Source organism: Streptomyces sp. SudanB52_2052, assembly GCF_964272415.1.
In the GTDB taxonomy this organism is placed as follows: Bacteria; Actinomycetota; Actinomycetes; order Streptomycetales; family Streptomycetaceae; genus Streptomyces; species Streptomyces olindensis.
Genome location: NZ_OZ186796.1, coordinates 8,878,993 through 8,901,514, shown reverse-complemented (window position 1 = coordinate 8,901,514; position 22,522 = coordinate 8,878,993). Strand labels below are relative to the sequence as shown.

Sequence of the window (22,522 nt, the reverse complement as noted above, 5' to 3'; positions counted from 1 at the left end):
GTCAGTCGTCGGTTCCGTCCTCGCGGAACCAGGCGATCGTGCGCCGCAGCCCTTCCTCGGCGCGCACCTGCGGTTCCCAGCCGAGCTTGTCGCGGGCGAGCGTGATGTCCGGGCAGCGCACGGCCGGGTCGTCCACGGGGCGTTCGATGAAGCGGATCTCCGAGGGGGACCCGGCGAGTTCGACGACCAGCCGGGCCAGGTCGAGCATGGTGATCTCGGTGGGGTTGCCGATGTTCACGGGGCCGCGCATGCCGTGGGCGGCCGCCGCGAGGATGCCGCGGACGGTGTCGTCGACGTAGCACAGCGAGCGGGTCTGGCGGCCGTCGCCGGTCACGGTGAGGGGCTCGCCGGCCAGGGCCTGCCGTACGAAGGTCGGCACCGCCCGTCCGTCGTGGCCGCGCATCCGGGGGCCGTAGGTGTTGAACAGCCGCACGATGCAGGTGTCGGTGCCGTGGGTCTCGGCGTGCGCGGTGGTCAGCGCCTCGCCGAAGCGCTTGGCCTCGTCGTAGACGCTGCGCGGCCCCACGGGGTTGACGTTGCCCCAGTAGCGCTCGTCCTGGGGGTTCTGCTGCGGGTCGCCGTAGACCTCGGAGGTGGAGGCCAGGACGAAGCGGGCCCGGGAGGAGTGCGCGAGTTCGAGGGCGTTGCGGGTGCCGAGGCTGCCCGTCTCCATGGTGTGCAGCGGCAGCCGCAGGTAGTCGGCCGGGGACGCCGGGGAGGCGAAGTGCAGGACGAGGTCCGGCGGGCGCTTGATCCGCAGCCCCTCGGCGACGTTGGCCTGCACCAGTGTGAAGCCTGGCCGTTCGAGCAGTGGCGTGATGTTCTCGGGGCGGCCGGTGCTGAAGTCGTCCACGCAGGTGACGGCCGCGCCCGCGTTCAGCAGGGCGGCGCACAGGTGGGAGCCGACGAATCCGGCACCGCCGGTGACGACGGCGTGTTCCCAGCTCCGTGAGAGGGCGATGGTCATGGCGGTCTCTCCTCCGTCAGCGGCGTCACTGCCCGGCGCGACGGCCGTCAGAGCGTGGCCGGAGGCCGTCGAGCCCACGCTCAGCGTCCGCCGACCGTGCGGGCGGGGCACGGTCGCGTACGGCAAACCGGTGAGTGACGGAGGGTGAGGGGCTGTCGGTGTCCTCCCGTTCGCGCAGGTCACAACGGGGAGCGAGAGGTCAGGGAGCGGAGGCGGCCGGCGAGTCGGCGGCGGCCCGGGTTCAGGCGATCAGCGTGCGGCCCGGGTTCAGGCGGTCGAGGAGCTGGTCGTGGTGCAGTGCGGCCACGGGGGCGAGCAGGTCCGGGTGGCGCAGCAGGGCGGCGGCGCTCCGGTCGCTGTCGTCGGGTGCGACCAGGCGGCGGAACTCGGCGGGCCCGCCGGTGCCGTGGCTGTTCCCGGCGAGCGCGGCCACCGCCAGGGTGGCGAGTTCCGGGTCGGTGAGCAGACTGGCCGCCCAGCTCGCCACGACCTCGTCCACCCAGGTGCGCCAGGCGTGCACGTCCACGTCGTCGCCCAGGCCCGCGTCGGCGCCGGTGACCCAGTCGAGCCGCGCGGAGCCGCCGGGGCCCGCCATGCCGAGCAGGGCCGCGTCCATCGCCGTCGGGTACCTGAGCCACGCCGCGACCGTCACGGCCTGCCGGGCCTGCACCTCGCACAGGGCGGAGGCGAGCGCGCCGCCGGAGGCGGGGAAGGCGCGGGTCAGCCACTGGGCGGTCGCCGCGATGACCGGGGAGAGATCTGCTTGCACTGCCGGGCCGTCCGAAGGGGGAGCGGGATTCTGGTCGTAGACGGTAACCGCCGCTTCCGGTGCCCGGACGTGATCGGGACCTCGTCCGTGACGTGGTCTCGGCCACACCGCGCCGGGCCGTGCGCGCCGCGACGCCGGTCCCGTTTCGTACCGGAAGGGCCGGGCACCCGGCCCGCGTGCTCTCCCACGGACCCGAACCCGCTGGTCGGACCCCCTCGCCGGGGCGTTCGCCACGTTTCGACGGCTGGATCGCGGGCGTCGGCACGGCCTCCGGTGCCCGCGTGGTTCTCGGGCACTGGGTGAGGTCGCCGTTCGGGCCGTTCAGCGACGTGATGGTCGAAGGGGCCGACGGGTGGCGGCTGCTGCTGGCGCCCTCGCGGGAGACGGCGGACTTCGTCGCCGGCACGTACGTCTTCGACGAGGTCCGCGTGGTACCGGTCCGGGTGCGGGTCAACGGCCGGCACTGGACGGTCTCCGCCCCGCCGATCGACCTGCGCTTCAGCACCGGCCGGAGGAACCTCACGGGCCTCGCGCTGCGGGCGGTGCCGGGCCGGCTCGCCACCCGCCCGGGCTGGATCGCGCTGTGGGACCGGCCCGCCCGGCTGCTGCTGGGCGCGCGCACCCACGGCAGCGCCCGGGCCGGCCGGCACCAGTGGTACGGCGCCCGGGACCTGCACCCGGTCGTCTCGGCCACCGTCCGCCACGCGGGCGAGAGCCTCGGGGCCCTCGCCCCGGTCGAGCCTCCCGTGCGGTTCGGGTCCGGCTCGACCCCCCGCAGCCCCTGTGTCGTGCGCGTCACCACGAGGGTGGCCGTGGAGCAGGGCCGGAGTACGACAGGAGCAGCGTCATGACGGAACAGCGAGCGGATGCGCCGGGCGGCCGGCATGCCCCGGCCACCGACATGTCCCTGCTGGGCATCTACCTCAACGACCATCTCGCCGGTGCCACCGCCGGTACCGCGCGGGCCCGCTATCTGCTGCGTTCGTGCCGGGGTACGCCGCTGGCCGACGCGCTGGCCCCGGTCGCCGACCAGATCGCCGAGGACCGGGCGAGCCTGCTCGGCGTGATGCGGCGGCTCGACGTCCCGGTGCGGCGCTACAAGGTCTACGCGGGCCGGGCGGTCGAGCAGGTGGGGCGGCTGAAGAGCAACGGGAGCCTGGTGCGGCGGTCCCCGCTGAGCACGCTGTGGGAGCTGGAGGCGCTGCGGCTGGGGGTGGAGGGCAAGGCGGCGCTCTGGCAGACGCTCCGTGATCTGGCCGCCACGGACGAACGGCTCGACGCGCGACAGCTCGACGAGCTCATCGCTCGGGCCGGGCGGCAGCAGGCCACGCTGGAGGAGCTGCGCCGCAGGCAGGTCGGGGTCGCCTTCCGCGAGACCTGACCGGGCCTGACAGGTCGGTCCGGGCTCACCAGAACCTGCTGCTGAGGGCGGGCTGATGGGCCAGCTCGACGACGTCCCGCAGCCGCAGTGCGACGCTGATGGTGGCGCGCAGCGCGGACGGGCGTACGGTCTGGGCGGTCTCGGTGGCGAGGACCAGCAGGCAGGCGGCGGCCTGTTCGACCACCGACAGGGGGAGGGTGAAGTCGCTGTCGGCGGCGGCGCGGAACGCCTTCAGCGGGATCGCGGCGCCGTCGATGGCCCGGTGCGCGGCCTGCTCCAGGTGCTGCGCGGCCTGTTCGCACACGGGGGCGGGCAGGGCGATGGTGCGCTGGAACGGTGAACTCGTCATGACCCGACTGCTCCCCCGGCGGCGGCCGGTTCTGTCGGCGGGCGGCGGGATTTCACCGTCCCGCGTGACCGGCCGGGCGCGGTCGTACGCTGGGTGCCGATCAAGCTCGCTGCCCGGGAGGAGTACGGATGACCGCCCCCAGGGATGCCGCGGCCCGGCTCACCGGGCGGGCCGTCAGGGCGGAACGGCCCCTGTCCGGGAGCCTCGCCGAGGTCACCCTCGACGACGGCCGTGTCGTGGTCGTCAAACGGTCCGGCGAGCCCCGGGCGACACGGGCCGAGGCGGCCGGGCTGCGGTGGCTGGCCGGGGCCGGGTCGGTACGGCTGCCGGCCGTGCACGGGCACGACGAGGGCTGGCTGGTCATCGACCGGGTGCCGGACGGCCGGCCGAGCCGGGAGGCGGCGGTCCGCTTCGGACGGGACCTGGCCGCCCTGCACGCCGCCGGGGCGCCCGCGTTCGGCGCGCCGCCGCCGGACGGGCCGCGGGACGCGTACATCGGGCTCGCCCCGATGCGCAACGAGCCCGGCGGCGAGTGGCCGCGCTGGTACGCCGAGCAGCGGGTGCTGCCGTATCTGCGGCGCGCCGTCGACCGGGGCACCGTGCGCCCCGGCGAGGCGACCGTGGTCGAGCGTCTGTGCGAGCAACTGCCCGGGCTCGCGGGGCCCGCGGAGCCGCCGGCGCGGCTGCACGGCGACCTGTGGAGCGGCAATGTGCTGTGGGCGGCCGACGGGCACGTCTGGCTGATCGACCCGGCCGCGCACGGCGGGCACCGCGAGACCGACCTGGCGATGCTGCACCTGTTCGGCTGTCCGCACCTGGAGGCGGTGCTGGCCGGCTACCAGGAGGAGGCGCCGCTCGCCGACGGCTGGCGGGACCGCGTCGGCGTGCACCAGCTGTTCCCGCTGCTGGTGCACGCCGTGCTGTTCGGCCGGGGCTACGCCGAACAGGCCCTCGCGGTGGCCCGTTCGGCCCTGGCGGGGTGACCGGTCAGCGCGTGACGACGTGCCGCTCGTCGGGCACGCAGTGGGTCATGGTCAGCCCCTCGACGTCCCGCGGCTGGTTCTTGCCCAGCCTGGACAGGCGTTCCCGGTCTTCGTCCGTCAGGTCCTGGCTCGCCAGCGGCTCCAGACCGGCCACGTCCTCCGGACCGATGCCGAGCCCCTCGCCGACCCGCAGGCCGAGGTCGTTCTCGACCAGCAGGAAGTGCCACACCATGCGCTCCTGGACGGCCCGGTCGCACCGGGACAGTTGACCGATGAAGTTCCTCACCAGGTCGTCGCGTTCCCAGTCCTCCATCAGCAGGTAGCGCTGACCGGCCTGGAGGTAGTCGTTGGTGCGGGGGATGCGCTTGCGGGTGAGCCGGCCGGTGATCTCGGGGCCCTGCTCGTCGTGGGTCGGGTACGCGGCCTCGCGCAGGCCGCCGGTGATCGACGGCTCGTAGTTGACCTGCGGGTTCTCTCCCCCGCCGTCCACGTGGTAGGCCATCTGGCCGTCGCGCTGGTTGGTGCGCACATCGGCGTTCTTGGCCTGGTTGACGGGCAGCTGGAGGTAGTTCGGGCCGACCCGGTAGCGCTGGGTGTCGCTGTAGGAGAAGGTCCGGCCGACGAGCATCTTGTCGTCGGAGAAGTCCAGGCCGTCGACGAGGACGCCGGTGCCGAAGGAGATCTGCTCGTTCTCGGCGAAGAAGTTCTCCGGCATCCGGTCGAGCACCATCCGGCCCACCGGCTTCGGCGGGAAGTCCTGCTCGGGCCAGGTCTTGGTGTCGTCCAGCGGGTCGAAGTCGAGCTCCGGGTGGTCGTGGTCGTCCATCATCTGGACGAGCAGCTCCCACTCCGGGTGGTCACCGCGGGCGACCGCCTCGTACAGGTCCTTCGTGGCGTGGCCGAGGGTGTCGGCCTGGACGTTGGCCGCGTCCTCCTCGGTCATGCTGCGCACGCCCTGCTTGGGCATCCAGTGGTACTTGACGAGCTTGGTGTCGCCGTCGGCGTTGACCCACTTGTAGGTGTTGACGCCGAAGCCCTGCATGTGGCGGTAGTCGGCGGGGATGCCGCGCGGGCTGAACAGGTTGACCAGCATGTGCATCGCCTCGGGCGTCTGCGACATGAAGTCGAAGATGCGGTTCGGCTGCTGCTCGAAGGTCACCGGGTCCGGCTTGAGGGCGTGGATGACGTCCGGGAACTTGATGGCGTCGCGGATGAAGAAGACGCCGAGGTTGTTGCCGACGAGGTCCCAGTTGCCGTCCTCGGTGTAGAACTTGACGGCGAAACCACGCGGGTCGCGGGCGGCCTCGGAGGAGTCGCGGCCGCCGATCACGGTGGAGAAGCGGACGGCCACGTCGGTGCGTTTGCCGCGCTCCTGGAAGAGTTTGGCCCGGGTGTAGCGGCTGATCGGCTCGTCGCCCCAGGCGCCGTAGGCCTCGAAGTGGCCGTAGGCGGTGACACCGCGGGCGTGCACGACGCGCTCGGGGATGCGTTCCCGGTCGAAGTGGCTGATCTTCTCCAGGAACTGGTAGTTCTCCAGCGTGGCGGGGCCGCGGGCGCCGACGGTGCGCTGGTTCTGGTTGTCGTAGACCGGATGGCCCTGGCGGTTGGTGAGGACCTTGCGGTCGTCGCCCGGCGCGGGACCGGTGCCGGATACGTCCGTCATGAGCGTGGGCTCCTTCGGCTCGGGGCCGGCGGCCGACCGGGGCGGCGCGCCGCGAGCAGCCGCCCGGCCGGTCGTGGCGGGACGGCCCGGGTACCCGGAGGGCCGGGGTCAGTCACGTCCCATGGGCCCCGGACCCCTCCGGAGGGTGAGCTGTCGGCATGGCGGCAGCCGCCACGGACGACGACCGGGGCGGGGACAGGGAGGGGAACGGCATGCTGTCGGGCGGGCAGGACCGGGTTTCCGCGCAGTTGCGGCACGTCTACTGGATCGGCGGCGGGAGCGGCGCGGGCAAGTCCACGATCGCCCGGCGGCTCGCCTCCCGGCACGGCTGGCGCCTGTACGCCACCGACGAGGTGATGGGGGATCACACTCGCCGCGTCACCGCCCGGGAAGCGCCCCTGCTGCACGCGTTCCTGGCCATGGACATGGACGAGCGGTGGGTGAACCGGCCTCCCGAGACCATGCTCGAGACGTTCCACTGGTTCCGGGGCGAGGCCTTCGGGCTGATCGTGGAGGACCTGCTGCGCATGCCGCGGGACCGGTGCGTCGTCGTCGAGGGCTTCCGGTTGCTGCCGCGCCTCGTGCGACCGCTGCTGGCGACTCCCGGGCACGCCGTGTGGCTGCTCCCCACGCCGGGGTTCCGCGAGGCCGTGTTCCGCGACCGGGCCGCGGCGGGAGGCTCCTTCCTGGAGCGGACCGGCGATCCCGCACGGGCGCGGCGCAATCTGGCCCTGCGGGACGAGTTGTTCACGAGGGACCTGCGCGCGGAGACCGCCCGCCTGCGGCTGCCCGCCCTCACCGTGGACGGGACGCTGACCGAGGACCGCCTCGCCGAGCGGGTCGCCGACGTCTTCGGGCTCTGATCCCGTGCAACCCCCGTCGGGCGCGAGGTGTCTTTCCCACCGTGGGGTGACCGCCCCTTCGACTCGTTCCAACGGGGGAACACATGAGTTTGATCCGCAAGCACACCCGCCGCGTCACGACCGCGGCCCTCACCGTCGCCATGGCAGCCGCTCTGGGCGCCGCCGGCGCCGGGGCCTCGAGCGCGGGCACCGCCGAGCCCCAGACGCGGCAGATCGCCTCGTCCACGCTCGGATCCGACTACAGGATCACTCTCACCGCGCTGCGTTCGACGGAGGACGAGTACGCCGCCTCCGTGCGCCTGCAGGTCTACACGCAGTCCGGCGGCGACTGGAAGGAGTCGGACCGCGTGACCGTGGGCGGCGTGGACGGCTGGTTCTGGTACCCGCTCACCGGCAAGGGCGCCGTCTGCGAGTTCTCCACCGCGAGCAGCGAGCCCGCGCCGCTGACGGTGAGCCTGCTGCTCACGCCGTCCCTCGGCTGCTCCGAGCCGGCGCACTACGTCGTGAAGGAAGGCAGGGTGTACGCCGGCTGAACCGCCCTCGCCGGACACGGCCCGGACCCCGCCCTCGCGGCGGGACCCGGGCCGTGCGGGCCGGTCGTGCTCAGCCGCCGTTCAACCGGGCACGCAGGAGCCCCTTGCCCAGTTCGGCACCCTTGCGGCTGTCCGCCTGGGCCTTGCGGAACAGGTCCGCGACCTCGGTGTCCTTGGCGCGCTCCGCGTCCTGGATGTAGCTCTCCAGACGCAGGGCGTTGCTCAGGCACGCCTCGACGTACCAGATCAGGTTGTAGTCCTTGTCCTGCGTACCGGTCACGCCGCCGGTCTCCGTCTCGCTGGTCATTCGGACCTCCTTCTTGCGGAGCGGACCTCTTCAGGCGACGGACGGGTACCCGTCCGTCGCACGGGCACACAACCCGTCATGCTCACGTTCGGTGACGTGCCGATCACAGCCGCCCGGACCGGCGGGCAGAACCCGTACGCATCGCCAACTCCCCACCCCCGCACGGCAATCCCGACAGTTGCCACAGATGCGAACAGACACCGAGCGCTTTCGAAACGAAGTGGCGCTCCACCGTGCGAGACCGGTCGATGACGGTGTGTACTGTGCTGCGGGCGACTCGCCAGAGCGCCTAGGACCCAGCCCTGCCCGACTCCCCTGGAATCGACTCGATGATCGCATTGCCGGACCTGGTCGTCGGCGGTCTCGCCGTCGGCACGCTGTCCGCGTTCGCCCTCGGCGGCGGGCTGCTGCGCTCCCGGCGGCAGCTGACCGCGCAGCGCGCCAAGACCGCCGCGCTGCGGGCGCAACTCGACGGCACCTCACGGGCGTTCACCGCCGAGGTGGAGCATCTGGCGGCGCGGCGCCTGCCCGCCGCGGCCCGGCAGGCCGCGCATCCGCACGTCGCCGTGCCCGGCCCGCTGAACCCACAGCTGGCCCGCTCGCCCCTGGGGGCGGCGCTGGAGCAGGTGCTGAAGGGACTGCACGCCGAACTCGCCGCGCAGCGCACCCGGATCGACGCGGCGGCGCAGGCCGGGATGCGCGGGGCCACCCGGGAGATCCAGGCGGCGCTGTACCGGTTGCAGGACGCCCTGCGCGGACTCCAGCAGCGCTACGACGACCCCGAGCTGGCGCAGACCCTGTTCGAACTGGACCACGAGAACGAGCAGTCGCTGCGCCGCGCGCAGATCGCCGCGGTGGTGTGCGGGGCCTGGGTCGGGCTGGCCCGCGAGGAGTCCCACCTGGTGGACGCGGTGACGGGCGGTCAGGCCCGGCTCGCGGGCTACCAGCGCGTCAAGGTCGGCAACCACCTGGAGGCGGGCACCGCCCTGGTGTCCCACGCCGTGGAGCCGGTCGCCATCATCGTCGCCGAGCTGCTCGACAACGCGCTGCGGCACTCCGCGCCCGACACCGAGGTCGTGGTCAACCTGGAGGCCGTCCACCGCGGTGTCTGCGTCACCGTCGACGACGCCGGGCTGGGCATGACGCAGGACGAACGGGCCCGCGCCCAGCGGCTGGTGAGCGGCAGCGAACCGATCCTGCTGACCGAGCTGGGCGACCCGCCGCGCATGGGACTCGCCGCCATCGGACAGCTGACCCGGCAGTTCGACCTGAGCGTGGACCTGTCCTCCCCGTCCCCGTACGGCGGGGTGCGGGCGGTGCTGCTGATCGACAGCCACCTGCTGACCCGGATCGACCCGGAGGAACTGCCGCCTGCGGCGAGCGCCCCTCGGTCGACCCGCAGGGCGTCGGTGCGGGAGACGGCGAAGGGTTCCGCCGCGCCGGGCGGTGCCGGTCCGGCGGTGCGGGAGACTGCGAGCGGTCCCGCCACGCCCGGCAGTGCCGGTCCGGAGGCAGCCTCCCCGGCCTCCCCGCCCTCCCCGGCCGCCGCGGCCGACGGGCCCCTCCACCCGGGCGACCGGCCGGCCACGACCCCGCGGGACGAGCCGCGCCCCGCCGCCCCCGGCGACGATCACGGCTACGGCCCGGAACACGTCGACCAGATCTCCGCCCCGGCCTCCGGCCACCCCGGCCCGCGCGACACCGGCGGCCTCCCTCAGCGGCGGCGCCGCAGCCGGACCGCCGGCCCGGCCGACGCGCCCGGCGCGGCACCGCGCCGCCGCCCCGAGGAGTCCGCCGCCGCCCTCGGCGCCCTCCAGTCCGGCACGGCGGCCGCCCGTTCCGCCGCGGGTCCGAACGCCGGGCCCGTCCCAGCCGTACCTGAGGGTGCCCCGGCCACGACCACGGCCGGAACGGCAACCGACGACACCGGCCACGACCGGGACGACGAGGAAGGGGGAACGGCTCGATGAGCAGCCGCGCAACGGGGGACACGGCATGGGTGCTCGAACCGGTCCTGGAGGTGCCGCACGTCGTGGCGGCCGTCCTGCTCACCCGGGACGGGCTCGTGACGGGCTACACGGACGCGCTGTCGAAGCCGTCGGCCGAGCGGGTCGCGGCGATCACCAGCACGGTGCAGGGCGCCTGCCGCACCGCGGCGGCGGCGTTCGCCGACACCGACCGGGCCGACATCCGGCAGGTCGTCATCGAGTCGGACCACGGCTATGTGCTCATCGTGCCGACGGAACACGGCACGTGCGTGGCCGCGTACGGCGATCCCGAGGTGCGCCTGGACCTGCTCGCCCACCGGGTGCACTCGCAGGTGGCGCGGCTGGGCGAGAAGGCGATGGTCGCCGGACCCCGAGGTGCCGACGGCGACGCGTCGGCATGACCGGCCGCCGAGGCGGCCGTCCCCTGGTTCCCGCGTACCTGTCGACCGGCGGGGTGGCGCGGCCCAGCCGTGCCCATCTGGAGCGGCTGTCGGTCCTCACCGGCAGCGGTGAGCGGGCCCCGGCCGATCTGCCCGCCGCCCAGGCGGCGCTGTTGGAGGAGCTGGAGCACGGGTCGCTGACGGTGGTGGAGGCCGCGGCCCTGCTGCGGCTGCCGGTCTCGGCGGTGCTCGTGCTGGCCGCCGACCTCATCGACCGCGACCTGGCGCTGGCCCGCGCGCCGATCCCGCCCGCCCGGCGCTTCGACCCCGACCTGCTGAAGAGAGTGGCCGATGGCCTCCGCGACCTCAAGCACCGTTGACGACCGGCCCGGCGGTGCGGACATCCACCTGCCCGACACCGCCCGGGACCTGGTGAAGATCCTGGTCACCGGGCCCTTCGGGGTGGGCAAGACCACCCTGATCCGTTCCGTCTCGGAGATCCGCCCGCTGCACACCGAGGAGCCGCTGAGCGAGGCGTCCGCGCAGGTGGACGATCTCGCCGGGGTGCGGGACAAGTCGACCACCACGGTCGCCATCGACTTCGGCCGGATCAGCCTGCCGGACGGGATCGTGCTGTACCTGTTCGGCACGCCCGGCCAGGAGCGGTTCCGGGCCCTGTGGGACGACATCGCCTACGGGGCGCTCGGGGCGCTCGTCCTGGTCGACACCCGCCGGATCGACGCCTCCTTCGACGTGCTCGGGCTGGTGGAGGAGTCGGGACTGCCGTACGCGGTCGCCTTCAACACCTTCCCGGACGCGCCCCGCCACCACACGCCCGAGCAGTTGCGCGCCGCCCTGGACCTGGAACCCGCGACACCCATGGTGACCTGCGACGCGCGGGAGGCGGACTCCTCGGTCGACGCCCTGCTCGCGCTGGTCCAGCACCTGATCGACCACCACCCCCCGGAGCACCGGTGACCCACCCGTCCCCCGCCGAGCAGGCCTTCTCCCGCGCGGCGCCCGTCCGCCTCTGGGAGGACGGCTTCGCCCGCGACCCCCGCCCCTACTACGCCGCCCTGCGCGCCCACGGCCCGGTCGGCTGGGCGGAACTCGCGCCCGGTGTGCCGGCGTACGTCGTGACCGACCGGCGGGCGGCGCTGGACCTGCTGCACGACACGGAGACGTTCTCGCGCGATCCCCGGCCGTGGGAGGCGACCGTCCCCGACGACTCGCCGGTCCTCGGCATGATGCGCTGGCGTCCCAACACCCTGTTCGCCGACGGTGCCGCGCACCTGCGGTACCGCACCACGCTGATCGACGCCTTCGACCTGGTGGAGCCGCATGATCTACGGGGCCGGGTGCACCGGGCGGTGCACCTGCTGGTGAGCCGGTTCGGGCCGCGGGGCGAGGCCGACCTGGTCGCCGAGTTCACCAGGCCCCTGATGGCGCTGGTGTTCAACAGCCTGTTCGGGCTGCCGGACAGTGCGAGCGACCGGCTCGACGCCGCGATCGGCAAGGTGATCGAGGGCGGCCCCCAGTCCGCGGAGGGCGAGGCCGAGTACGCCGGGTACGTGCTGGAGCTGATCGCGGCCAAGACCGCGCGGCGCGGCGAGGACCTGCCGAGCCGGCTGCTGGACCATCCGGCCGGCCTCACGCCCGAGGAGGTCACCTGGCAGGTGTTCCTCACGCTCGGCGCGGGCCACGAGCCGACGTCCAACCTGCTGTCCAACACGCTGTCCAGGATCCTCGGCGACCCCGCCTTCCACTCGACGCTCACCAGCGGCGCCCGGCCCGTCACCGAGGCGGTGCTGGACGTCCTGCACCACGAGACGCCGCTCGCCAACTACGGCATCCACTACGCCCGCACGCCCGTCACCTTCCACGGCGTGTGGATCAGGGCCGCGGTGCCCGTGGTGGTCTCGTACGGGGCGCTCACCCAGGCCGTCGACGAGGAACGCGTCGCGGACCGCCGCCCGGGTGACGCCTCCCACCTGTCCTGGTCGGCGGGCCCGCACGCCTGCCCCGTCCGGCAGCCCACCCTGCTCATCGTCACGGAGGCGATCGAACGGCTCACCCAGTGGCTGCCCGACCTGGAACCGGTGCTGCCCCGCGAGCGCCTCACCTGGCGGCCCGGCCCCTTCCACCGCTCGCTGACGGCGCTGCCCGTCCGTTTCAGCCCCCGCTCCCCCGACCGGCCTGGAGGACGTCCGTGACCACGACCGACCGCATCGCCCTCGACCCGTTGGGTGCCGACATCGCCGGCGAGAGCGCCCGGCTGCGCGCCCTCGGCCCGATCGTGCCGGTGGAGCTGCCCGGCGGCATCCCGGCCTGGGCGCCCACGCGGTACGACACGCTGAAGGAGCTGATCCTCGACCCGCGGGTCAGCCGGGACCCGCGACGGCACTGGCGGCTGTGGCCCGAGGTCGGCGAGCATCCGTCCTGGGGCTGGATCCTGGGCTGGGTGGGCGTGGTCAACATGCTCTCCACCTACGGCGCCGACCACGCCCGGCTGCGCAAACTGGTGGCGCCCGGCTTCACGCACCGGCGCACCGAGGCGCTGCGGCCCCGCGTGGAGGCCGTCACGGCGGAGCTGCTGGACGCGCTCGACGCCGCCGGCGACGAGGTCGTGGATCTCAAGGAGGGGTTCGCCCATCCGCTGCCGATGCGGATCATCTGCGAACTGTTCGGTGTGCCGGACGCGTTGTGGGCGGACACGGTCCGGCTCGTCGCGGCCATCATGGACACCTCCGACCCGAGCCCGGAGCACGCGGCGTCCGTGCAGCGGCAGATCGGCACGGTGCTGCCCGCGCTGATCGCGCACAGGACGGCGCATCCCGGCGACGACCTGACCACCGAGCTGATCCGGGTCCGGGACGAGGACGGCGACCGGCTCGGCGACGAGGAGCTGCTGTACACGCTGCTGCTGGTCATCGGGGCCGGTTTCGAGACCACCGTCAACCTCGTGGGCAACGCGGCCGTCGCCCTGCTGCGCCGCCCCGAGCAGCTGGCGGCCGTGCGGTCCGGGGAGATCGGCTGGGACGCCGTCGTCGACGAGACGCTGCGCGTACACCCGTCGATCGCGTCGCTGCCGCTCCGGTTCGCGGTCACCGACCTCACCGTCGGCGGCGTCCGGATCCCGGCCGGGGACGCCATCATCACGACGTACGCCGCCGCGGGACTGGACCCGGAGCACTACGGGCCGGACGCCGACGTCTTCGACGCCACGCGCGCCGCCGACGACCACCTGTCGTTCGGCATCGGGGTCCATCGCTGCATCGGCGCGCCGCTGGCCCGCCTGGAGGCTCTCACGGCGCTGCCGGCGCTGTTCGACCGCTTCCCGGACCTGCGCCTGGCGACCGGCGAGACGGGCCTGCGCCAGGTGCCGTCGTTCATCGCCTTCGGCTGGCGGGAGATCCCGGTGCGGCTGCGGGGCTGAGGCCGCCGGGCGTACGAACAGTGCGCGGGAGCGCGACCGGTCCCCCGTTCCGGTCGTGCCCCCGCGATGTCTCGAACTTACGTCCATGGCCGAGTTCTTGTGAACCGCGTCGATGCCCGCTGCCGGCCCGGCAGGGCTCACCCGTGCACAGCCGAGTCCGGATGGCCCGGTTTCGTCCCGCCGGGAGCGGGCCAACCGGTTGCCGGGGCGGCGGTCCGGTCACCTGCGGCGGTGGAAAACCGGCAGGTCGAGGTCGCCCAGGGCCAGGTGGGCGAGCACGACCTCGTACAGGTCGGTGCCCGCGGCCAGCAGCTGGCGTTCGAGGACCGGTTCGGCGCTGCGGACGTGCTCGCGCACGGTCTGCGCGTGCATGCCCAGGGCCTGCGCGGCCCGTTCGGCGTTGCCGCCGACGGCGATCCAGGTGCGCAGCGTCCGGCGCGTGTTCCGCGCGTCGGCGTCGAGCCGGCCCAGCAGGTTCCGCGCCCAGGTGCGCACGGCGGGCCCGGACAGCAGGTCGGACAGTCGCGGCCCCGGGTGTGCCGGGTCGCTCGCGGCCTGCGCGTCGGGCAGGCCGATCTGGGTGTTGACCGCCAGGTGGACGACGGCCCGGACCGTGAGGTCGGCGAAGTCCGTACCGAGCAGGGTCTCCACGCGTTCCATGCGGGCGCGGACGGTGTTGCGGCTGACGCCGAGGACCTTCGCGGCGTTGACGGCGGTGAACTCCAGGCCCAGGCGGTTGGTGGCGAGGAGCTCGGCGCGCGTGTGGTGCGGCAGGGTGTCGAGCGGGCGCAGCAGGCGGGCCGTCCAGCCGCGCAGCGCCGCCGGGTCCATCAGGCGTTCGGGATGGGTGCGTTCGGCGTACACGGCCGTCTTGTCGGGCCGGAAGTGCGCGACGGCGAGGGCGCTGACGGCCTGTCCGTAGGCGGTGGCGGTCCGCGCGAGACTCTGCCGGACGCTGCCGCCGAGGAAGATGTCCGGGTGCCGGCCGACCAGTGACCGCAGGGCGTCGCCGGTGCTCTCGCGGGGGCTGACGACGATCACGTGGCCCTCCATGGCGGGGCAGCGCACGACCAGCGCCTCCTCCCGGGTCCGCTCCAGGCACTCCTCGGCGATGCGGTCCCGGGCGGCGGGCTCGGACTCGACGACGTACACGCACGCCGTCTCGGCGTCGAGCAGTCCGGGCCAGAGCCCGGCGGCGACGCGGCGGGCGGCGATGGTGTCCTCGACCATGAGCAGCTGCAGGATGGCCAGGCGCAGGTCGGAGGTGGCCCGCTGGAGCCGGTGTCCGGCCGCGGTCGACTCGCCCGCCGCCAGCAGCAGCTCGATCACCTGGGCGGTGTGCGTGACGACGTCGGAGGCCCGCCGGTCGAAGGGGATCTCGCGGGAGACGGCCAGGACGCACGCGTGGGACGGGTGTTCCACGCGGACCAGGCGCAGGTGGCGTCCCCGGCCCTCCCACGCGGCGGAGGCGATGCGGCCGGTGGTGATGTCCGCGACGAGGCCGGGGTCCAGCGAGAGCCGGGTGCCGGCGACGAGGTTCCCGGCGGCGTCCTGCAGGGCGACCGATCCGCGCACGGCGCCGGAGAGCCAGGCGACGACCCTGCGGACGTCGCGCCCGGCCGGGCGCAGGTGCTCCAGCAGTTCCTCCGCCCACGCCGCACCGGTCGGCGTCTCACGCTGCCGGTTCCCGTCCTCTCGGCCAGCCACCTCGGCCTTCCCCTTCGCTCCCCGTGCCGCCTCCGGCACACCGGTCGGGGACGTTACCTCACGTGAGCCGCCCCCTCCTTCCGGTCCGAACGCCGGACGGCATGCGCCCTCTTCCCGGCGGACGCCCCCTCGGCCTTCCGGCCCGGACAGCCGGCGGACGCGCTCGGCCTTCCGGCCCGCACGTCCGGACGGACGCCCCCTCGGCCTTCCGGCCCGCACGTCCGGACGGACGCCCCCTCGGCCTTCCGGCCCGCACGTCCGGACGGACGCCCCCTCGGCCTTCCGGCCCGCACGCGCACGCGCACGGGCCCGGGTCCCGGCGGCAGGCGGCAGGCGGCAGGCGGCAGGCGGCAGGCGGCCCCGACGCCCCTCCCTGCTCGGCCGACACCCGCGCGCGGCATAAGCTCGACGGATGGCGAAGTACTACGACGTGCACCCCGACAACCCCCAGCCGCGCACCATCGGCCAGATCGCCGACAGCATCCGCGCGGACGCCCTTGTCGCCTACCCCACGGACTCCTGCTACGCGCTCGGCTGCCGCCTGGGCAGCCGGGACGGCATCGACCGGATCCGGACGATCCGCAAGCTGGACGACCGGCACCACTTCACCCTCGTGTGCCAGGACTTCGCGCAGCTCGGCCAGTTCGTGCGCATCGACAACGACGTGTTCCGCGCGATCAAGGCGTCGACGCCCGGCAGCTATACGTTCATCCTGCCGGCGACGCGGGAGGTGCCGCGCATGCTGCAGCACCCGAAGAAGAAGACGGTCGGGGTGCGGATCCCCGACCACGTCGTCACGCAGGCCCTGCTGGCCGAGCTCGGCGAACCGCTGCTGTCCAGCACCCTGCTGCTGCCCGGCGAGGACGAGCCGATGACGCAGGGCTGGGAGATCAAGGACGAGCTCGACCACGTCCTCGACGCGGTGGTCGACTCCGGTGAGTGCGGCACCGAGCCGACGACGGTCATCGACTTCTCCGGTGGGGAGGCCGAGATCGTGCGGCGCGGCGCGGGCGACACCTCGCGCTTCGAGTAAAGGGCGCGCCAAGGGCGGTTCACGGATGCGCCGCGTGCCGGGGGCGGGCGAAATGCCCCGGGAAGCGGCGTGTCACGATGACCATGATCCGCCCCGTCACGCGGACGGGTTCATGCCCCACACCCCCGCAGAGAGGCAGCCCAGCCATGACCGCCGTACTGGGAACCGCTGTCGACATCCCCACCGAGGACGGCACCGCCGACGCGTATCTGGCCCGTCCCGCCGACGGGGCCGCCCACCCGGCGGTCCTGCTCTTCATGGACGCCTTCGGGCTGCGTCCGCAGCTGCGGTCCATGGCCGACCGGCTGGCCGCCGAGGGGTACGCGGTGCTGGTGCCCAACGTGTTCTACCGGCACGGCCGCGCCCCGCTGTTCGAGCTGCCCGATTTCATCGACCCGGGGGCGCGTCCGGAGATATTCGAGCGGATCATGCCGCTCATGCGGGACCTGACGAACGAGCGGGCGATGCGGGACGCCGGTGCCTGTCTGCGCTGGCTGGCCGAGTCCCCCGCCGTGGCGGACGGGCCGGTCGCCCTCACCGGGTACTGCATGGGCGCCCGTCTGTCGCTGCTCACCGCCGGCACCCATCCGGAGCGGGTCGCGGCCGCGGCCGGCTTCCACGGCGGACGGCTTGCGACGGACACGCCGGACAGCCCGCACCTGGTGGCCGACCGGATCACCGCCGAGCTGTACTTCGGCCACGCCGACCAGGACCCGTCGCTGCCGCCGGAGCAGATCGAGCGCCTGGAGGAGGCCCTGACCGCGGCGGGCGTCCGCCACCGGTGCGAGGTGTACACCGGCGCGCCCCACGGTTTCACGCAGAAGGACACCGCTTCCTACCACCAGGAGGGCGAGGAGCGGCACTGGGCGGCCCTGCTCGACCTGCTGAAGCGTACATTCTGACCCCAATCGGCTCCTCGCCGACTCCTCGTCGACGGAAGTTGCCGCCCTACCTACGGTAAGGGCTTGCTCTCTCCCGATCCCTGCGCGTAGACCTTGCTGAACACAGCCGTGACTCGGGGGGAGTTGGCTCATGGACGGCACGGTCGAGGGGTTCCGCTACGGTGCGGTGACGCCGGTGGCGGCGTATCTGATGGCCTGTCTTGGCGGGGCGCTGGGCCTGCGGTGCATCGTGCGCTCGCTGCTGAACGCGCAGTCGTGGAAGGCGGGCTGGCTGGCGTTAGGCGCCGCCTCCATCGGGTGCGGCATCTGGACGATGCACTTCATCGCCATGATCGGCTTCCACGTGGAGGAGACCCGGGTCCGGTACGACGCGGCCACGACGGTGCTCAGTCTCGTCGTGGCCGTCGTCGTGACGGGCGTCGGCGTGTTCATCGTCGGCTACCGCGGCACGGGCGGCGCCACTCTGGCGGTCGCGGGTGTCGTCACCGGGCTGGGCGTCGCCGTCATGCACTACCTGGGCATGGCGGCGATGCGGCTGAACGGCGACATCGGCTACGACCTGCTCGGTGTCACGCTGTCCGTGCTGATCGCCATCGCCGCCGCGACGGCCGCGCTCTGGGCCGCCGTCACGGTGCGCGGTCTGTGGACGAGCCTCGGGGCGAGCCTGGTGATGGGCGTGGCGGTGTCCGGGATGCACTACACGGGCATGGCCGCGGTCAGCGTGCATGTGCACGACACCACCGGCGGGACGTGGGCCGGTGAGTCGCCCCTGTCGTTGCTGCTGCCCATGCTGCTGGGGCCGGTCGTCTTCCTGCTGCTGGCCGGGGTCGTGGTGATGTTCGATCCGCTGCTCGTGCTGGGCGAGCGGCCGTCCGCGTCGCACCCGGTCACCACGGGCGCCAACTCCGTTCCCGCACCGCGCGGTTCGCGGCACGACTCGGTGTCGCCCGCCCGTCGGCGGTGAGGAGCCCGCCCGCGGGCGGCCCGGAGATCGATTGTTACGGTGCACCGGTGTCTGACTCCTCACGCGATACCGCCGAAGGCGCCGGCTGGGGCACCGCCGAACGCGGCGACTACCGGCGGCTGATGCCGCAGCGGACCGAGACGATCTCCTGGCTCGACCCCAGGATGCTGTGGGCGGCCCGCAACGGCGTGCTGGCCTCCTGGTTGGGCGACCCCACCGGGCGGACTCGCGGCCGGTGGGTGGCACAGCGCGAGGCCGCCGGCGCACCGGCCGACAAGGTGATCCGGCGTGACGACCCGGACCGGTTCTCCTTCCTGGTCATCGGCGACACCGGCGAGGGCGACGACCCCCAGTACGCCGTGGTGCCGGGCTTTCTGAGGACCGGTCAGGACACCAGTTTCGCGATCCTGGCCAGTGACGTGATCTACCCGGTGGGCAGCGCGGACGACTACGGCTCCAAGTTCTTCCGACCGTACCGGGATTACCGGGCGCCGATCTACGCGATACCCGGCAATCACGACTGGTACGAGGATCTCGGCGGCTTCATGCGCGTCTTCTGTGACGACGCCCCGCCCCTGCCTCCTGAGCCCCGGCCGCGTCCGCTGACCCGGGCGTGGCTGCGCTCGCTGCTGTGGCACCGGCCGCGCCCGGACGACGGCCGGGGCCTCGCCGAGGCCCGGACGATGCGCTCGGCCCCCGCCCAGCAGGCCGTCCAGCCGGGCCCGTACTGGGCGATCGACGCCGGGCCGGTGCGGATCATCGGCATCGACACCGGCCTGCTGGGCACGCTCGACGCCGAGCAGGGCGCCTGGCTGCGGGAGGTCTCCCAGGGTCCCCGTCCGAAGATCCTGGTCACCGGTTCGCCGCTGTACGTGGACGGCCGGCACGAGCCGTGCGCCATCGAGGGGGGCGGCACCGTCGACGCGATCGTCCGCGACCCGGCGCACCACTACGTGGCGGCGATCGGCGGCGACATCCACAACTACCAGCGCTATCCGGTCCGGCTGGACGACGGGCGCACCCTCCAGTACGTGGTCGCGGGCGGCGGCGGGGCGTTCATGCACGCCACCCACACCATCCCCCGCGTCGGCGTCGCCGGCGTCACCGAGCGGGACTTCCGCTGCTACCCGCTGCGCGGCGACTCGCTCGCCTTCTACAGCCGGCTCTACGGGCGCCGCCTGCGCATGCCCCGCTTCTTCACGCTGACCGAGGCGGAGGCGACCGCGGTGATCGCCGAGCGCCTCGGCATCACGCCCGCGCGCACGCCGCACGCCTCGACCCGGGTCACCCGGCGCGTGCGGCTGGTCGCCGGTCTGCTCGGCACCGGCCGCCGCCCCGACAAGGCCAAGCGGTTCCGGCTGCCCGTGCGGAAGATCTACACGTCGTTGTTCTCGCCGAGCTCGGCGACGTACAGCCCGCCGTTCTTCAAGTGCTTCCTGCGCCTGGACGTCTCCCCGGAGGCGGTCCGGCTGCGCTGCTACGCGGCCACCGGCAACCGCGCCCAGGAACTCGCCCCGCCGGTCGAGGACGAGGTGACGATCCCGCTGATCTGATCCGCCGGGGCGGGAACAGTGCGGAGCCCGGCCGGGTTGGCACGGACGTAGCCACTTGAACGTTCAATGATGGAGGGTCCGTGCCACCGACTCCGCGACCGCTGCGCAAGCTGGGTTTCCTGACCATCGGACTGTTCGACGAGACGGACCCGCGCCGGGGCCACGAATCCACGCTGGAGATCATCGAACTGGGGGAACGCCTCGGCTTCGACAGCGCGTGGGTGCGCCACCGCCACCTCCAGTACGGCATCTCCTCCCCCGTCGCCGTCCTGGCCGCGGCGTCGCAGCGCACGCGGCGCATCGAGCTCGGTACGGCCGTCATCCCGCTCGGCTGGGAGAACCCGCTGCGGCTGGCGGAGGACCTGGCCACGGTGGACCTGCTGTCGGGCGGCCGGCTCAACCCGGGGGTGAGCGTCGGCCCGCCGATGCACTTCGATCAGGTCAAGGGCGCGCTCTACCCGGACACGGCCGACGCCGAGGACTTCGGCTACGGCCGGGTGGAACGGCTGCTGGGCTTCGTACGGGGCGAGCCGGCGACGGATTTCCGGGGCGTGGAGGGCTTCGAGACCTTCTCGGACCGGGTGCAGCCGCACGCCCCCGGCCTCGGCCGCCGCCTCTGGTACGGCGGTGGCAGCCTGCGGTCGGCCCGGTGGGCGGGCGAGCACGGCATGAACCTCCTCACCAGCAGCGTCGTGAAGGCCGAGGATCCCGAGGGCCCGTACGACTTCGCGGAGATCCAGCTGGCCCAGATCCGGGCCTTCCGGGCCGCCCACCCGGAGGGCGAGGCCGCCCGGGTGTCGCAGGGCCTGGTCGTGATCCCGACGGACTCCGCCTCGCCCGAGCAGCGCGCCCGGTACGAGGAGTACGCCGCCCGGCGCACCCCGCGTACGGCGGAACCGCAGGGTCCGGCCCGGATGCTGTTCGCTCCGGACCTGGTCGGCACCTCCGCGGAGATCACCGAGCGGCTGCACGGGCACGCGGCGTTCCGGGAGGTGGACGAGGTGGCGTTCGCGCTGCCGTTCACCTTCGCGCACGAGGACTACGTGCAGATCCTCACCGACATGGCGACGAAGCTCGGCCCGGCGCTGGGGTGGCGGCCCGCCGCCTGAGACCCGCCTCCGTCCGGGACGACCTCGCCCCCGGCGCTCACACCCTGAACTCGCGGATCACGACGTCCCGGAACACGGCCTTCCCGTCGATGGTGAACAGCGCGAGCCCGGTGTCGACCAGGTAGGGGAAGGCCGCCGACGAGTGCGTGTACCGGCCGTCGTCGACGAACAGTTCCACGGAGGTGCGGTCGACCAGGATGCGCAGCCGCACCGCGCGCCGGGCCGGGTCGAAGGGGCTGCGGCTCTCCTGCCAGCGGCCGGTCATGTCGGGCGACACCGAGGGGCGGCGGTTGAGGAACGCGTAGTCGCGGTGGATCCCCGCGTCGATGTGCCGCACGCCGTCCGGGGAACGCCGCAGCTGTACGCCCGCGCCCGCCGCCTGCTCCCAGGTGATCTCGCAGGTCAACTCGTAGGCAGTGCCGCGGTGTTCGAGGAGGCGGGTGCCCTCCACCGCAAGGTCGCCGAGCCGCACGGTGCGCGAGACGTACCGGTCGAGCGCGGCGACCGGCCTGGACGCCAGGTGGTACGTGCCGTCACCGCCGCGCTCCAGCCTCACCTCGCGGACGATCGAGTCGGTGCCGTTGAAGCCGTCGCTGTCGATCGTCGGCGTGATGTGGGCGTAGTCCCAGTTGTTCAGCCAGCCGATCGCGTAGCGGGTGCTCTCGTCGAGCCTGCCGTCGGCGCCCCGTTTGTCGAAGGTGACGGCCCCGTACCAGTCCCAGCCGTGGTCGAGCCACTGGGGATCCGCCGCGTCGGCGGTGAAGGCGCTGCCGTCGAAGGAGCCCGTCCAGTAGGCGTACGTGTTCGGCAGCCCGGCGCCCTTGCCGTTGGCGCTCACGCCCAGCACCCACTTCGCCGTGCCGTCCGCGGCGCGGATGCGGAACAGGTCGGGGCACTCCAGCACCCCGATGCCACCGCGCACGAAACCGCTCACGTAGGTCCAGGACTTGAGGTCGGCGGAGTGGTAGAAGCCCACCTTGTCGTTCTCGGCGAGGGTCATCACCCACCGGCCGCGTTCCTCGTCGCGGATCACCTTGGGGTCGCGGAAGTCGCGCATGCCCGGGTTGGGCAGCACCGGGTCGGTGCCGTGCGGGGTGAACGTGCGGCCGCCGTCGATGGAGTAGTACAGGTACTGGGCCTGGTCGGCCGGGCCGTCGTGCGGGGACATGGTGGCCAGGACGATGACCGCGCCCGCCCCGAAGCCCGCCGTGTTCCCGCTGTCGACCACCGCCGAGCCGGACCAGACGTCGCCGTTGGGGGTGGTGTCCTTGGGTACGGCGATGCCCCGGTCGGTGAAGGAGACCAGGTCACGGCTGGTGGCCAGCCGCCAGGCGGTGCCGATCTCCCCGGCGAGGTAGTCGGCGTTGTGGAGGTAGTAGTAGTGGTACTCCCCGTCGATCCAGACCGGGCGCTGCGGGTCGTTCTTCCACTGCTCGGGGACCGTGAAGTGGTACGCGGCGCGGTAACTCGCGCCCCCCGTACGGGGCTTGGCCGCGACCGGGCCCGCCGCGGGCAGCAGGGCCCCGGCGGCCCCCACGGCCGACCCGGCGAACAGCGCTCTCCTGGTGATCCCGCCCATCACACTCGTTCCTCCTGTCGGAGACATCGGCTCATGGCTTCAGGACTTTCGGACCT

General features: G+C 73.4%; 23 protein-coding genes. 16 read left to right on the top strand and 7 right to left on the bottom strand.

The features are described from left to right. Position 1 precedes the first annotated feature (1 nt). Both ACSUPV_RS40135 and ACSUPV_RS40130 read right to left on the bottom strand, forming a co-directional pair. Positions 2–967 carry an NAD-dependent epimerase/dehydratase family protein gene (locus tag ACSUPV_RS40135; protein WP_037767317.1) on the bottom strand — a complete coding sequence of 322 codons (966 nt, stop codon included), beginning with the start codon at positions 965–967 and terminating at the stop codon, positions 2–4. Between the two features lie 241 nt (positions 968–1,208). Further along, complete coding sequence (locus ACSUPV_RS40130) at positions 1,209–1,736, bottom strand: hypothetical protein (protein WP_037767316.1); 528 nt, start codon at positions 1,734–1,736, stop codon at positions 1,209–1,211. A gap of 281 nt (positions 1,737–2,017) precedes the next feature. Between ACSUPV_RS40130 and ACSUPV_RS40125 the strand changes: the two genes are divergently transcribed. Continuing rightward, complete coding sequence (locus ACSUPV_RS40125; RefSeq protein WP_382617688.1) at positions 2,018–2,587, top strand: hypothetical protein; 570 nt, start codon at positions 2,018–2,020, stop codon at positions 2,585–2,587. Further along, on the top strand, positions 2,584–3,117 hold the full coding sequence (locus tag ACSUPV_RS40120) for a hypothetical protein (RefSeq protein ID WP_031116309.1): 534 nt from the start codon (positions 2,584–2,586) through the stop codon (positions 3,115–3,117). The genes ACSUPV_RS40125 and ACSUPV_RS40120 overlap by 4 nt, the downstream gene beginning before the upstream one ends. Positions 3,118–3,142: 25 nt before the next feature. Here ACSUPV_RS40120 and ACSUPV_RS40115 read toward each other — a convergent pair whose 3' ends face one another. Then, complete coding sequence (locus ACSUPV_RS40115; RefSeq protein WP_436949740.1) at positions 3,143–3,466, bottom strand: hypothetical protein; 324 nt, start codon at positions 3,464–3,466, stop codon at positions 3,143–3,145. A 128-nt stretch (positions 3,467–3,594) separates the two neighbouring features. Between ACSUPV_RS40115 and ACSUPV_RS40110 the strand changes: the two genes are divergently transcribed. After that, positions 3,595–4,449, top strand: a complete 855-nt coding sequence (locus tag ACSUPV_RS40110; protein WP_436949739.1) for a fructosamine kinase family protein — start codon at positions 3,595–3,597, stop codon at positions 4,447–4,449. A 4-nt stretch (positions 4,450–4,453) separates the two neighbouring features. On the opposite strand, the gene ACSUPV_RS40105 is transcribed toward ACSUPV_RS40110, so the two are convergent. Beyond that, positions 4,454–6,112, bottom strand: a complete 1,659-nt coding sequence (locus ACSUPV_RS40105) for a catalase (protein WP_031116312.1) — start codon at positions 6,110–6,112, stop codon at positions 4,454–4,456. A gap of 158 nt (positions 6,113–6,270) precedes the next feature. Between ACSUPV_RS40105 and ACSUPV_RS40100 the strand changes: the two genes are divergently transcribed. Together ACSUPV_RS40100 and ACSUPV_RS40095 are read left to right on the top strand one after the other, a co-directional pair. Next, positions 6,271–6,975 carry a hypothetical protein gene (locus ACSUPV_RS40100; protein ID WP_382617684.1) on the top strand — a complete coding sequence of 235 codons (705 nt, stop codon included), beginning with the start codon at positions 6,271–6,273 and terminating at the stop codon, positions 6,973–6,975. A gap of 83 nt (positions 6,976–7,058) precedes the next feature. After that, positions 7,059–7,508, top strand: a complete 450-nt coding sequence (locus ACSUPV_RS40095) for a hypothetical protein (RefSeq protein ID WP_359791975.1) — start codon at positions 7,059–7,061, stop codon at positions 7,506–7,508. A gap of 70 nt (positions 7,509–7,578) precedes the next feature. On the opposite strand, the gene ACSUPV_RS40090 is transcribed toward ACSUPV_RS40095, so the two are convergent. Continuing rightward, positions 7,579–7,815: a hypothetical protein gene (locus tag ACSUPV_RS40090; RefSeq protein ID WP_030869562.1), complete on the bottom strand. Its 237-nt coding sequence runs from the start codon at positions 7,813–7,815 to the stop codon at positions 7,579–7,581. Between the two features lie 329 nt (positions 7,816–8,144). Here ACSUPV_RS40090 and ACSUPV_RS40085 point away from each other — a divergent pair, with 329 nt between their 5' ends. The 6 genes from ACSUPV_RS40085 to ACSUPV_RS40060 are packed head-to-tail and all read left to right on the top strand — an operon-like array spanning position 8,145 to position 13,619. After that, entirely contained in the window at positions 8,145–9,785 is a 1,641-nt protein-coding gene (locus ACSUPV_RS40085; RefSeq protein ID WP_436949738.1) for an ATP-binding protein, read from the top strand. Beyond that, positions 9,782–10,204, top strand: a complete 423-nt coding sequence (locus tag ACSUPV_RS40080) for a roadblock/LC7 domain-containing protein (protein WP_031116316.1) — start codon at positions 9,782–9,784, stop codon at positions 10,202–10,204. Before ACSUPV_RS40085 ends, ACSUPV_RS40080 begins: the two co-directional genes overlap by 4 nt. Then, positions 10,201–10,563 (top strand): DUF742 domain-containing protein, encoded by a 363-nt coding sequence (locus ACSUPV_RS40075; RefSeq protein WP_037758412.1) that lies wholly within the window; start codon positions 10,201–10,203, stop codon positions 10,561–10,563. The genes ACSUPV_RS40080 and ACSUPV_RS40075 overlap by 4 nt, the downstream gene beginning before the upstream one ends. Continuing rightward, on the top strand, positions 10,535–11,161 hold the full coding sequence (locus tag ACSUPV_RS40070; RefSeq protein ID WP_031116317.1) for a GTP-binding protein: 627 nt from the start codon (positions 10,535–10,537) through the stop codon (positions 11,159–11,161). The genes ACSUPV_RS40075 and ACSUPV_RS40070 overlap by 29 nt, the downstream gene beginning before the upstream one ends. Continuing rightward, a complete protein-coding gene (locus ACSUPV_RS40065) occupies positions 11,158–12,396 on the top strand; it encodes a cytochrome P450 (protein ID WP_031116318.1) in 1,239 nt (412 codons plus the stop codon). The genes ACSUPV_RS40070 and ACSUPV_RS40065 overlap by 4 nt, the downstream gene beginning before the upstream one ends. Continuing rightward, entirely contained in the window at positions 12,393–13,619 is a 1,227-nt protein-coding gene (locus ACSUPV_RS40060; protein ID WP_037758408.1) for a cytochrome P450 family protein, read from the top strand. The genes ACSUPV_RS40065 and ACSUPV_RS40060 overlap by 4 nt, the downstream gene beginning before the upstream one ends. 219 nt (positions 13,620–13,838) lie before the next feature. On the opposite strand, the gene ACSUPV_RS40055 is transcribed toward ACSUPV_RS40060, so the two are convergent. Next, complete coding sequence (locus ACSUPV_RS40055) at positions 13,839–15,326, bottom strand: helix-turn-helix domain-containing protein (protein WP_436949735.1); 1,488 nt, start codon at positions 15,324–15,326, stop codon at positions 13,839–13,841. 412 nt (positions 15,327–15,738) lie between these two features. Here ACSUPV_RS40055 and ACSUPV_RS40050 point away from each other — a divergent pair, with 412 nt between their 5' ends. The 5 genes from ACSUPV_RS40050 (at position 15,739) to ACSUPV_RS40030 (ending at position 20,887) form a co-directional block, all read left to right on the top strand. Continuing rightward, on the top strand, positions 15,739–16,359 hold the full coding sequence (locus ACSUPV_RS40050; protein WP_031116321.1) for an L-threonylcarbamoyladenylate synthase: 621 nt from the start codon (positions 15,739–15,741) through the stop codon (positions 16,357–16,359). A gap of 146 nt (positions 16,360–16,505) precedes the next feature. Then, complete coding sequence (locus ACSUPV_RS40045; protein ID WP_436949733.1) at positions 16,506–17,261, top strand: dienelactone hydrolase family protein; 756 nt, start codon at positions 16,506–16,508, stop codon at positions 17,259–17,261. Positions 17,262–17,391: 130 nt separating this feature from the next. Next, on the top strand, positions 17,392–18,225 hold the full coding sequence (locus ACSUPV_RS40040) for an MHYT domain-containing protein (protein ID WP_382617669.1): 834 nt from the start codon (positions 17,392–17,394) through the stop codon (positions 18,223–18,225). A 47-nt stretch (positions 18,226–18,272) separates the two neighbouring features. Next, positions 18,273–19,778, top strand: a complete 1,506-nt coding sequence (locus tag ACSUPV_RS40035) for a metallophosphoesterase family protein (RefSeq protein ID WP_436949731.1) — start codon at positions 18,273–18,275, stop codon at positions 19,776–19,778. 80 nt (positions 19,779–19,858) lie between these two features. Next, positions 19,859–20,887 (top strand): LLM class flavin-dependent oxidoreductase, encoded by a 1,029-nt coding sequence (locus tag ACSUPV_RS40030; protein WP_382617665.1) that lies wholly within the window; start codon positions 19,859–19,861, stop codon positions 20,885–20,887. A 37-nt stretch (positions 20,888–20,924) separates the two neighbouring features. On the opposite strand, the gene ACSUPV_RS40025 is transcribed toward ACSUPV_RS40030, so the two are convergent. Further along, positions 20,925–22,466, bottom strand: a complete 1,542-nt coding sequence (locus ACSUPV_RS40025) for a glycoside hydrolase family 32 protein (RefSeq protein ID WP_436949730.1) — start codon at positions 22,464–22,466, stop codon at positions 20,925–20,927. Between the last annotated feature and the right edge of the window lie 56 nt (positions 22,467–22,522).

Bases quoted from the DNA above. Each gene is read 5' to 3' on its own strand.
- ACSUPV_RS40115 (WP_436949740.1), bottom strand. From the start codon at position 3,466: ATGACGAGTTCACCGTTCCAGCGCACCATCGCCCTGCCCGCCCCCGTG.
- ACSUPV_RS40100 (WP_382617684.1), top strand. From the start codon at position 6,271: ATGGCGGCAGCCGCCACGGACGACGACCGGGGCGGGGACAGGGAGGGG.
- ACSUPV_RS40110 (WP_436949739.1), top strand. From the start codon at position 3,595: ATGACCGCCCCCAGGGATGCCGCGGCCCGGCTCACCGGGCGGGCCGTC.
- ACSUPV_RS40025 (WP_436949730.1), bottom strand. From the start codon at position 22,466: ATGGGCGGGATCACCAGGAGAGCGCTGTTCGCCGGGTCGGCCGTGGGG.
- ACSUPV_RS40070 (WP_031116317.1), top strand. From the start codon at position 10,535: ATGGCCTCCGCGACCTCAAGCACCGTTGACGACCGGCCCGGCGGTGCG.
- ACSUPV_RS40040 (WP_382617669.1), top strand. From the start codon at position 17,392: ATGGACGGCACGGTCGAGGGGTTCCGCTACGGTGCGGTGACGCCGGTG.
- ACSUPV_RS40080 (WP_031116316.1), top strand. From the start codon at position 9,782: ATGAGCAGCCGCGCAACGGGGGACACGGCATGGGTGCTCGAACCGGTC.
- ACSUPV_RS40120 (WP_031116309.1), top strand. From the start codon at position 2,584: ATGACGGAACAGCGAGCGGATGCGCCGGGCGGCCGGCATGCCCCGGCC.
- ACSUPV_RS40105 (WP_031116312.1), bottom strand. From the start codon at position 6,112: ATGACGGACGTATCCGGCACCGGTCCCGCGCCGGGCGACGACCGCAAG.
- ACSUPV_RS40075 (WP_037758412.1), top strand. From the start codon at position 10,201: ATGACCGGCCGCCGAGGCGGCCGTCCCCTGGTTCCCGCGTACCTGTCG.
- ACSUPV_RS40135 (WP_037767317.1), bottom strand. From the start codon at position 967: ATGACCATCGCCCTCTCACGGAGCTGGGAACACGCCGTCGTCACCGGC.
- ACSUPV_RS40045 (WP_436949733.1), top strand. From the start codon at position 16,506: ATGACCGCCGTACTGGGAACCGCTGTCGACATCCCCACCGAGGACGGC.
- ACSUPV_RS40090 (WP_030869562.1), bottom strand. From the start codon at position 7,815: ATGACCAGCGAGACGGAGACCGGCGGCGTGACCGGTACGCAGGACAAG.
- ACSUPV_RS40095 (WP_359791975.1), top strand. From the start codon at position 7,059: ATGAGTTTGATCCGCAAGCACACCCGCCGCGTCACGACCGCGGCCCTC.
- ACSUPV_RS40085 (WP_436949738.1), top strand. From the start codon at position 8,145: ATGATCGCATTGCCGGACCTGGTCGTCGGCGGTCTCGCCGTCGGCACG.
- ACSUPV_RS40050 (WP_031116321.1), top strand. From the start codon at position 15,739: ATGGCGAAGTACTACGACGTGCACCCCGACAACCCCCAGCCGCGCACC.